Source organism: Microcystis sp. M061S2, assembly GCF_020245605.1.
Lineage (GTDB): Bacteria > Cyanobacteriota > Cyanobacteriia > Cyanobacteriales > Microcystaceae > Microcystis.
This window is the reverse complement of record NZ_JADBUP010000082.1, coordinates 1-3,848: the sequence shown is the minus strand read 5'-3', so window position 1 is coordinate 3,848 and position 3,848 is coordinate 1. Positions and strand designations below refer to the sequence as shown.

At 43.1% G+C, this 3,848-nt stretch carries 3 protein-coding genes; 2 read left to right on the top strand and 1 reads right to left on the bottom strand.

Annotated features, from left to right (window positions below; genetic code table 11):
* Positions 1 to 306: 306 nt before the first annotated feature.
* A complete protein-coding gene (locus tag IM475_RS14640; protein ID WP_287728043.1) occupies positions 307 to 1,023 on the bottom strand; it encodes a lysophospholipid acyltransferase family protein in 717 nt (238 codons plus the stop codon).
* 154 nt (positions 1,024 to 1,177) lie between these two features.
* Between IM475_RS14640 and metG the strand changes: the two genes are divergently transcribed.
* Positions 1,178 to 2,791: a methionine--tRNA ligase gene (metG, locus tag IM475_RS14635; protein ID WP_287728041.1), complete on the top strand. Its 1,614-nt coding sequence runs from the start codon at positions 1,178 to 1,180 to the stop codon at positions 2,789 to 2,791.
* A gap of 100 nt (positions 2,792 to 2,891) precedes the next feature.
* Positions 2,892 to 3,497, top strand: coding sequence for a LabA-like NYN domain-containing protein (locus IM475_RS14630; protein WP_002739868.1), 606 nt, complete (start codon positions 2,892 to 2,894; stop codon positions 3,495 to 3,497).
* Positions 3,498 to 3,848 lie beyond the last annotated feature (351 nt).

Below are 3,848 nucleotides of genomic sequence, written 5' to 3'. Positions count from 1 at the left end.
TTATGAATTATGAAGTGGGGAGAGGGAATTATCAATTATCAATTATGAATTATGAAGTGGGGAGAGGGAATTATCAATTATCAATTATGAATTATGAAGTGGGGAGAGGGAATTATCAATTATCAATTATGAATTATGAATTATGAGTTAGGAAGTGGGGAAGTGGGAAGTGGGCATTTAGCTGAAATTTCCCTAAAACCCTAACACCCTAACATCCTAACACCCTAACATCCTAACATCCTAACATCCCAAAACCCCAAAACCCCAAAACCCCAAAACCCTATCTCCTGCCTCCTGTCTCCTGACTTAGCCTTTCAGCAATAAATCGCTAATTTCCGACTGACAATGACCAATTAAACGATTAAGGGCTTTTTTTCCTTGTTTACCTTGATAATCTGAGCGATCGCTCTCAGTAATTCCATAGGGACGACCGATCGCCACCTTGACACGATGATAAAATACAACGGGATGCCAACCATCTTGATCAAACAAAGGTTCCGTGGTATCTAACCAGCGCAGCAAACGCACGGGAAAAGGACTAATAGCAGTTTCCGACTCGGAGAGAATAGCCACAGGTAAGACCGATAGATTCTCCACGGGACAACGCAGGGCTAAATGGGCAAATCCGCTTTGAAAACGGCTAATTTGACGAGGAGGAGTCAAATTTAACATCGGCGATCCACCTTCTGGAAATAAACCGATCCATCGTCCGGACTGTAAAAAATCCGTTGCTTGCCGAAAAAAAGTCTGGTGGCGTTTTTCGGGGGTATCAAAGGGAAAACAGCCCAATTCTCCGATTAATTCCCGCAAAAGCGGCGTTTTTCCCATGTAGTGATGACAGGCGATCGGGAGAGTTTTGCCCAAAGCTTGAATTAAGATCGGCGCGTCCAAAAAGCTACGATGGTTACTTACCACGATCGCCACTCCTTGGCTGGGTAGATTTTCTTGACCGACGGTAAACAGACTCGTGCGCGTGGTATCAAGAATTAAACGAGAGGTAGATAGGGGGGTAAGCAGCTTCATGGAAAAAAAAATCGGCCTTAAGATTGTTTTTATTGACTTAGATCACAACTAAAGGATAAAACAGAATTAGAGGATCATAAAATATAGGGATTATGTCCCAATCATCTACGGATCAGCCTCGGGGCAGCCTCGTCTATTTAAAAAAATAAATTTCATGAATGATTTGAATGAGCGAAAAACATTTGCTTTAACAACACCTCTTTATTATGTCAACGATATCCCTCACATCGGTAGTGCTTACACGACGATCGTAGCGGATGTTATGGCGCGATGGCAGCGGTTACAGGGCAATTCTGTTCTCTTAATTACAGGAACCGACGAACACGGACAGAAAATCGAACGGACTGCGGCGGCCAAAGGACTCAATCCCCAGGAACACTGCGATCGCATTGCCACCAGTTTTGCCCATCTCTGGGCAAAGCTACACATCCAGTATGACCGCTTTAGTCGCACCACTGCCCCCCGTCATCAGGCAATTGTTAACGAATTTTTTGAAAGAGTCTGGGAAAAAGGCGATATCTATCTCGATCGCCAACAGGGTTGGTATTGCGTCGCCTGTGAAGAATTTAAGGAAAAAAGAGAACTGTTAGATAATGGCTGTTGTCCCATTCATACTAATCTGGCCGCCGAATGGCGCGATGAGGAAAACTATTTTTTCCGTCTCTCTAAGTATCAGGCACAACTAGAACAATTTTACCAAGAACAACCCGATTTTATTCAACCGGAAAGCCGACGTAATGAGGTTCTCAACTTCGTCAACCAAGGACTACAGGACTTCTCCATCTCTAGGGTTAATGTCGCTTGGGGGTTTCCCATTCCCCACGATGGTCAGCATACCATCTACGTTTGGTTTGATGCCCTTCTTGGCTATGTTACCGCCCTTCTCGACCCCGAAGACGAACCCACCCTAGAAAATGCCTTGGCCAAATGGTGGCCGATCGATCTGCATCTGATCGGTAAAGATATATTAAGATTCCATGCCATTTATTGGCCGGCTATGCTAATGTCGGCCGGTTTACCCTTGCCCAAAAGAGTGTTCGGCCATGGCTTTTTGACCAAAGACGGGCGGAAAATGGGCAAAAGTCTCGGTAATACCCTCGATCCCTTCGATTTGGTTGAGCGCTATGGGGCCGATGCCGTCCGTTACTATTTCGTCAAAGAGATTGAATTAGGACAGGATGGCGATTTTCAGGAAACCAGATTTGTTAATATTCTTAACGCAGATTTAGCCAACGATTTAGGCAACCTCCTCAATCGCACCCTAGGCATGGTTAAAAAATACTGCCAAAATATCCCCCCCCAGTTGACTGGCGTAGATATCCCGAACGATAATCGTCTTAAGAATATGGGGATCAATCTAGGGGTAATTGTTGAACAGAAGTATGATGCGCTACAATTTGATCAAGCCTGTGAGGAAATATTGGCGTTAATTCGCGCTAGTAACAAGTTTATCGATGAGAGTGCGCCCTGGAGTTTATTTAAACAGAAACAACAAGCAGCGGTAGAACAAGTCCTCTACGCAGTTTTGGAATCAGTAAGACTCTCTGCCTACCTACTCTCACCGATAATACCGACCTTGAGCAGTAAAATTTATCAACAACTAGGTTTTGTTATTGATTTTAATACTTTCAGGTCGGAGGATGGGGAAAACTCCCCTGATGGTGTCTCTTTTTCCCAACACTGTCAATGGGGATTACCCACAAATCCACAACTAGGAACACCTGAACCGATCTTTTCTAAACTAGAACTGCCGTTAAACGATTCCTAAAGGAATTTTTTGATAACTCTATTTTTTAAGGTCTGTTGTCCTTTGGGATACAACTGGCAAACACCCAACACTAAACTTTTAACAAACGAGGAAAAATAAAATGTTTGATGATTATGACACGGCCCCAGTCTTCACCCCCGAACAAGTGCTAGAAAATCGCGGTCGTGTGGCGATTTTCATCGATGGTTCCAATTTATTTTATGCGGCTCTGCAATTAGGTATCGAAATTGACTACACCAAATTACTTTGTCGTTTAACTGCCGGTTCTCGTCTCTTGCGCGCCTTCTTTTATACTGGAGTCGATCGCACTAACGAAAAACAGCAGGGATTCCTCCTCTGGATGCGTCGCAACGGCTATCGAGTCATCGCTAAAGATCTAGTACAATTGCCCGATGGTTCCAAAAAAGCCAATCTCGACGTGGAAATCGCCGTGGATTTAATGGCGCTAGTGGGTTCCTATGATACCGCAGTAATTGTCAGTGGTGATGGGGATTTAGCCTATGCTGCCGATTCCGTCAGTTACCGCGGTGCGCGAGTGGAAGTGGTTAGTTTGCGATCGATGACCAGTGATAGTTTAATTAATGTAGCCGATCGCTATGTTGATCTAGATCAAATCAAAGAAGAAATTCAAAAAACCAGCAAGCATCACGTTGGTTATAATAACTTCCCCGTCAGCGTCTTAGACCAAGATCGGAGCAGTCGCTAGAAAAATTCCGCAAAAATCAAGTTTAAGGTGGGTAATTCCCACCTTTTTCAGTTATCAGTTATCAGTTATCAGTTAGCAGTTAGCAGTTAGCAGTTAGCAGTTATCAGTGATACTATAGTCATTTCAATTAAGATTGAGAATATCAATGCCAGAGTTCATAAGGGTTTAACTGGTCTAGAGTGTATCAGACTTATCTGAAATGACTATAAATAGACATCTCCAAAAATTATAACCCAGTCACAGCTTGCTTTTGTTCTATGTACTAACCAAGCAGTTCGATAGCTGGAATGTATATCTATCGTTGCTAATTCAATTTTACTTAAAAAATATGAGGCAATTAAAATAATTTTT